Source organism: Acinetobacter sp. ATCC 27244 (genome assembly GCF_000156555.1).
Taxonomy (GTDB): Bacteria; Pseudomonadota; Gammaproteobacteria; order Pseudomonadales; family Moraxellaceae; genus Acinetobacter; species Acinetobacter haemolyticus.
The window spans coordinates 69,129-76,344 of the sequence record NZ_GG665956.1 but is presented as its reverse complement, the minus strand read 5'-3'; the positions used below and the strand labels follow the sequence as shown (position 1 = coordinate 76,344).

Annotated in this window: 6 protein-coding genes; 4 read left to right on the top strand and 2 right to left on the bottom strand. The window is 44.3% G+C overall.

All coding sequences use genetic code 11. The annotated features are described in order from the left end of the window. Positions 1-813, bottom strand: a complete 813-nt coding sequence (lgt, locus tag HMPREF0023_RS09315; RefSeq protein WP_008941960.1) for a prolipoprotein diacylglyceryl transferase — start codon at positions 811-813, stop codon at positions 1-3. A 105-nt stretch (positions 814-918) separates the two neighbouring features. Between lgt and HMPREF0023_RS09310 the strand changes: the two genes are divergently transcribed. The 4 genes from HMPREF0023_RS09310 to HMPREF0023_RS09295 all read left to right on the top strand — a co-directional run bounded on the left by HMPREF0023_RS09310 (position 919) and on the right by HMPREF0023_RS09295 (position 5,783). Continuing rightward, entirely contained in the window at positions 919-1,701 is a 783-nt protein-coding gene (locus HMPREF0023_RS09310) for an NRDE family protein (protein ID WP_008941959.1), read from the top strand. Positions 1,702-1,843: 142 nt separating this feature from the next. Beyond that, positions 1,844-3,436: an alkaline phosphatase gene (locus HMPREF0023_RS09305; RefSeq protein ID WP_008941958.1), complete on the top strand. Its 1,593-nt coding sequence runs from the start codon at positions 1,844-1,846 to the stop codon at positions 3,434-3,436. Positions 3,437-3,456: 20 nt separating this feature from the next. Further along, complete coding sequence (locus HMPREF0023_RS09300; protein WP_017396440.1) at positions 3,457-4,992, top strand: alkaline phosphatase; 1,536 nt, start codon at positions 3,457-3,459, stop codon at positions 4,990-4,992. A 140-nt stretch (positions 4,993-5,132) separates the two neighbouring features. After that, positions 5,133-5,783 carry a hypothetical protein gene (locus HMPREF0023_RS09295; protein ID WP_004678533.1) on the top strand — a complete coding sequence of 217 codons (651 nt, stop codon included), beginning with the start codon at positions 5,133-5,135 and terminating at the stop codon, positions 5,781-5,783. Between the two features lie 232 nt (positions 5,784-6,015). Here the strand turns inward: HMPREF0023_RS09295 and HMPREF0023_RS09290 are convergent. Next, on the bottom strand, positions 6,016-7,216 hold a 1,201-nt coding region (locus HMPREF0023_RS09290), incomplete at its 5' end, for a PhoX family protein (protein WP_008941956.1).

Genomic DNA, 7,216 nt, shown 5'->3' with positions numbered 1-7,216 from the left:
TTATTTTTTAAGCTGCCAATCATAGATATTTTTACGGTAGGCATACCAAATCATCCATAGTCCAATAATAATCATTGGGAAGCTGAGAATTTGCCCTTTGGTCATCCAGCCGAATAAGATAAAACCTTGGTCTGCATCGGGTTGACGGAAGAATTCCATAAAGAAACGTGCCACGCCGTAACCGATTAGGAATAAAGCTGAAACTGCCATACGTGGACGGGGCTTTGAGCTAAACCACCACAGCACGATAAATAGGATGAGACCCTCACACAGTGCCTGATAAATCTGTGACGGGTGACGAACCAAGCCCAGTGGGTCTGTTGGGAAAATCATGCCAAACGGATAATCAGGATTGGTCACCTGACGGCCATATAGCTCACCACCAATAAAGTTGCCGATACGACCGAACATCAGGCCTGTGGGTACACAGGGGGCAATAAAGTCCAGTGTTTGAAACCATGTTTTTTGGTATTTCCGACACCAGAACAGCATGGCGACCATCACACCGAGGAAGCCGCCGTGGAAGCTCATGCCCCCAGTCCAGACCTGAAACAACCATAGTGGGTTTTCCAGAAACTTGCCGAACTCGTAAAACAGGACATAGCCCACCCGACCACCCAGCACCACACCCAAAGCACCATAGAACACCAAGTCGGACACCATGTCGGCTGTCCAGCCATCGCGCTGTTTGGCTCGGTAAGATGCCAAGCCCCATGCACATAAAAATGCCAATAGATACATCAATCCGTACCAGTGTACCTTGACTGGCCCTAAACTCAGTGCCACTGGATCAATATTTGGATAGGTCAGCATCGCTTTTCCTCAATTTAGAATTTGAAATTAAGTTTTGAGCAGATTGTAGCGGAATGATGTGAAAAATGTTGTACATTCAATGTGTAAAGATGTGAGAACAAAATAATGTGTATTGTCGCTTTTGCATGGCATGTGCTAGATGAGATGCCACTTTGCCTCATTTCAAACCGTGATGAGTTTTACCATCGTCCCAGTGCTCCCCTGCATCAGTGGGAAAACCGCCCGATTGTGGCAGGGCAGGATTTGCAGTCGGGTGGAACATGGATGGGTGTGACCGCACCAGGTCGCTGGGCAATCGTGACCAACTTCCGCAATGGTCGGGACAAGAACCAGTACAGCACTTCACGCGGACACCTGATTCAGGACTTTCTGGAAAGTGATTTAGCTCCCATCCGCTTTGCGCAAATGCTGGAACAGAATCAGCAGGACTATGCGGGCTTTAACCTGTTTCTGGGTGATCGTGAACAGGCGGTGTATATGAGCAATCGTGGAGAAGCGCCACAGGTTCTGGCCAATGGCGTCTATGTGGTGTCCAATGGATTAATGTCTGAAGACTGGCATAAAACCAGACATTTGCGTAAACGCTTTACTCAGGAGTTTTTACCCATACTACAGCAGCCTCAAGTCGCAGAATTGGATTTGGTGTCTGCGGTTTGGGACATTCTGGAAGATGAGCGTAAAGTCATTGCCAATCTGTTACCTGATACGGGAATTAATCCTGAGATGGAAGCCCTATTGTCATCCACCTTTATTCAAAGCCCAGTTTATGGAACACGATGCTCTAATTTTTTAAGATTAACTGATACCAAATGGCAATGGCTAGAAAAATCTCAACAGGGTGAACAGCAGGGACAAGTGGTTAATTTGCACGTTGATCTGAAGCGTTAGGTTGATATGTTATAACATAATTATGTATATAAAACAACAAGATGAAATAATACTGTCATCACGATGACATAAAAGTGTCACCCAGCATTGTTATGGTGTAGCAAATCAAGTTACGTCCAAACAATACATCTGGGGATATTCTATGTTCTTATCAAAGACGGGCTTTTCCAAAAAGCTATTGGCGGTCAGTTTAATGGCAGTTTTGTCAGCGGGACTGACTGCTTGTAACGATAGTGATAACAATGAAAAAACAGAAGTACCAAAAACACCCACCGCAAAAAATGTAATTTTCTTCTTGGGCGATGGTATGGGGATTACCACCTTAACCGCATCGCGTATTTATTCTGTTGGGGAAGATGGCGATTTGACCATTGATACGCTGCCAGAAACTGCATTTGTTCGTACCTTTTCAGAAGATGGTCAAGTGACAGACAGTGCACCGTCTATGGCTGCCTATATGACGGGCGTGAAAATGAACAATGAAGTCGTTTCCATGCAGACAGGCACCATCGCATCTCCACCGAAAGCAGACGGCACCAGTACCTGTGACGATGTTGCATCCAATAAAGGCAAGAAACCAGCAGAAACATTGCTTGAACTTGCTAAGGCACAAGGCATGGGCACTGGGCTAGTTACCACAACCCGTATTACTCATGCAACACCTGCCACGACCTATGCGCATGTGTGCCATCGTGATGCCGAGAACGATATTGCGGCACAGCTTGTTCCTGCAGGTAAAGGTACAGGATGGGGCGCGTATAATACTAAATTAAAGGATGGTGTAGATGTGGTCTTGGGTGGTGGCTTACGTCAGTTTAAACCAACGACGGTATCGGGCGGTAAACGAGCTGATGGTCGTGATCTGGTCAAAGAAATGCAAGATCAAGGCTATAACTTTGTTTCAAGCGGAAGTGATTTAGCCAAAATTGATCCAAGCAAGACCAAAAAATTATTGGGCTTATTTAATGCCAGCCATATGAACTATGACTTGGATCGTACCAATAAGAAAATTGATGAGCCAAGCCTTGCCGATATGACCACCAAGGCCATTGATGTCCTCCACGCGAAAAACAAAAGCTTCTTCTTGATGGTTGAGGGTGGACGTATTGACCATGCACTGCATGACACCAATGCCAAGCGCGCCTTACAAGACACGGTTGCATTTGATAATGCAATTAAAGCTGCGATTGATAAAGTCAAACAAACCGACCCTGAGCTCAAGAATACCTTGATCGTGGTGACCGCTGACCATGATCACACCATGGTCTTGAATGGCTATGCAAAACGTACGGGTAAATATGTGAAAGGGGCAGAGACCAGTGTGCTTGGTTTAGTCAAAAACTATAACAAAGCAGGTTTCTCAACCGATGTGAATGGTAACCCATATCCAATTATCGGCTTTGGTACAGGTAAAAAGCGTTTAGACAATGATCGTATCGAAGCGCGTGGGGCATTGGCCGATAACGACAGCTGTAATCCAGTGACGGGCCCAGCGGGTAAATTTACTGATAGTCGTGGTACGGATATCGACAAAGAAGGGTGGTGTACGGGTACTGCTGCAGATGACTTCCAGCAAGAGGCTGTGGTGCAAACTGGGTTTGCAGACAGTGAAACACATGGGGGTACCGATGTGTTCCTAGGTGCGATTGGTGTTGGTTCAGACAACTTCCACGGTAGCCTTGAAAACATTGAAGTCTTTAACTTAGTTCGCAAAGCCATTGGCCTAGATAAATAACAACAGACTGGAGAACGATGATGTTAAAACAATTTAAATTAGGTCAGTTTGGTATGAAAGCATCTGTTTTAACTGTTGCATTAGTTGCTGCAAGCACTGGCGTACAAGCTGCGGGTGAAGCCAAGAATATCATTTTCTTCTTGGGTGATGGCATGGGCCCAACCACCGTCACAGCAAGCCGTATTTATGGTTATGGTGAATCTGGCAAATTAACCATGGACACCTTACGTCGTACCGTACGTATCAAGACCTATTCAGAAGATGGTCAAACCACCGACAGTGCACCATCAATGGCTGCTTATATGACGGGCAAGAAAACTCGTAATGAAGTGATTGGGATGACGCCTGGAACGATCGCGGTTGAACCAAGTGCGGGTACAGCACCAGATGGTACCAAAGTATCGAATGCCATTAATAATTGCCCAACCCCAGGTTCGAGTGTAGCGGCAGGAAGTCCTGCGGAAACGATTTTGGAATTGGCTAAAGCCAGTGGCAAGAAAGTCGGTGCCATTACCACCACAGAATTGACCCATGCAACTCCAGCGGCGACCTTTGCTCATGTGTGTCATCGTAATGCGCAGTTTGAGATTGCGCGTCAGGTGATTCCGGGTGGTGCAGGTTATAATACAAAACTGTTAGATGGCGTTGATGTATTGATGGGTGGTGGGCGCAATCATTTCACCCCTTATAATGCGACTGACAATAAAAAGGGTCGTGTTGATGGGCGTAACTTACTGAATGAATTAAAAGCTAAAAACTACACTGTTGGTGCGACCAAAGCAGAGATGGATGCAGCACCATTGAATAAAAAATACATCGGTCTTTATTCAGCAACCTCACATTTGGAATACGATTTAGACCGAGCACGAACAGCGCCAAACCAACCAAGTTTGGCTGAAATGACCGCAAAATCGATTGATTTACTACAAGCTCAAGATACTGCAGGCAAAGGCTTTTTCTTGATGGTGGAAGGCGGGCGTATTGACCATGCCCTGCATGGAACCAATGCCAAACGCGCATTGCAAGACACCATTGCTTTTGATAATGCAATTAAGACGGCATTGGATAAAATCAAGAAAACTGACCCTGAATTAAAGAATACCCTGATCGTGGTGACCGCTGACCATGACCATACCATGACCTTTAACGGTTATACCGCGCGTACGGGGAAAACCACAACCACCAACCCGGGTATTTTGGGTTTGAGCTATAGCTATCAAGAAGCCAAAGCAACAGACGCCCGTACGCGTGTATTGGCTGACGGCAAGAAGCATGCACCGAATCTGGATGTCAATGGTAAAACCTCAACCACCTTGGTATTTGGTAATGGTGGTGGCCCGCGTCCAACATCGCGCATCGACATTACTGACAATGACGCAGCTGCAGATGATTACTTGCAAGAAGTTGGTGTAAAACTCGGCAGTCCTGGTTCTGAAACCCATGGGGGTGGTGATGTGCTGTTATTTGCTGAAGGTGCGGGTTCACAAGTATTTAAAGGTACACGTGAAAATGTATGGGTATTCAGCAAATTAAAAGAAGCGTTTGGTTTTAAATAGGGGCTGCTAACATTTCACAGATACTTGCGACAGAGCATGGTTGAAATGTTAACAGACCGTCAATACTTTATTGAAGCTTTTCATCATATTGCAAACAACCTCAGTCACTATGACTGAGGTTTTTTTATGTAGGAAATAACATGCGTCTAGTGATGAGTGCGGTATTACTGAGTGTGGGAATGACGTCTTTGCATGCAGCCCCAGTATTAAGTGCCAATATTACCCGTGAGACCCAAAGCATTGGCAATGATGGTGTGACCCGAACCAGTGTGTTTCAGGAGCGTATGTATCGTAATACTCAGAATATTTGGATTGAACGTGTACTACCTAAACATCACCAACATGGACATGAAAAGGGCGGGCATAAACATTTGGATTTAGCAGAAGCGGCCCAGCATTATTTTATTGATCAGAAAAAACAGCCCAAACTCAATTTGGTGCTGATGGAAGATAAAACCGTTGTGCATTTACAAGATGCCGATGTCGATATGTTAGGACTGAGTAGCTGTTGGAGCTGTGTGTATTCATTGATTGACCCTAAAAGCTTAAAGGGAATGACCGTTAAGAAAAAAGACAGCAATAGTACTTGGTATGAAAGTCAGAATAAGAAAAATAAAATGAGCATCGAATGGGACAATCGCAATAATATTGCCAAACGGGTGGAAGTACGCAGTTTAGATGGTTTGCGCTACGACATTTTAAAAGCCAATATCCAACAGGTGAATATTGTAGAACCGTGGAAAAGCTATAGTAAATTCAGCAGCAAAGATTATTCAGACTTTGGTGATTAACCGCATAAAGCTGAATTAACTGAATTGAGCTCCTTATTTAAAGGGGCTTTTTTTATCATAGAAGTTGATCTGTTCGGTGACCGCTATCATTTCAATCTTTAAATGAAATGAGCTTACTGTTCGATTCATTTCATATAAGCACGAGTACGAGCTGAATGATTGGATTGTGATGGATTGAGATAAACAAATGCCGACATGATGTCGGCATTTTTTTTTGAGTGGATTGCTTAAATTAAGCTTTTTTCTCAATTGATGGCGCAACTGGATCAGCGGTGATATAGCCAACACTTGCACTATAACCACCATTGTAGTTAGCCAAAACTTTTGCTTTTAAATCAGCAGGAAGACTTGAACTATCACCTGCATGTTGGAAGTTGCTCATGATATAGGTCCAGCCATTGACTGAGTCAACCGCATGTAGACCTGTTGACTCTGCACCTGCTGGTGTTGAAAGAATTCGATCTAAAGATTTAGTCTCAACGTTATAAGCCCAAAGGAAGTTATTGGTATGGTTACCACTATCTTCACCAATGAACAAAGTACGTAATGTTTCAGAGAATTTTAAGTTGTCTGGGCTAGCAATGTTATTTGGATCAGCGGTATTGCCCAAGCTGTCTGCTGGAATATCTTTGCCCATGAGAATCATATGGCTTTGATATGGTGTCCATTCACTATTGATCACATTATTTAAGTGGTCAACTTGGCTGCCTTTCAGGTCATGGGCAAGTACACCACCAGCTTTTAATGTGCTCTTGAATTTAACATTGTGTGCAGCAACCCAGCTCGATTTACCTTCGATCATCGAGTCTTGAATATTGGCAAGTGCAGAATAAGCCACTTTATCTTTGATATTCACGGTGGTTCCTTCCATTTTGGTGAAGGCCATACTACCGCCTTTGAGGGCTGCATAACGGTGCGTTTCGAGGAAGGCAGCCGCTAATTCGATTTCTGCTTTGCTGAAACCGTTATTGGCTTCTTTTAACTTGATCCAGAGTGTTTTCTTATCCAATACAATCTGCGTATAACCGCTTAAGTCAGCAGGTGCAGTGGTTAAGCTCTCCATAATATTGTCAGCTTTAATGCCGCGAACATTGACCAAATCTTCAATAGTTTTACTGTCGGTATGACCCAGTTTGATCCATTTGATCGGTGCTGTAGAGGTTTCATTCAGCTCAGCAGTGTACTTGGCAACGTAGAGCGTCCCAGCAGATAAATCTTTTTCTTTATCTGCAATAAACATAAAGAAACCGCCGTTGGTATAGTCATCGCCCATGATCACGGTACGGTTGTCTGGCATCACTTGAATCAGCTCATGTGAAATACGGCCTAAGCAGTAGTGCTTAACTGCAGTACCACGACCTTTACCATCCAGAATGATTTCTGGTAAATGACCATAGTTATAGGCATTGGCTGTATTTTCATTGCCATACAGA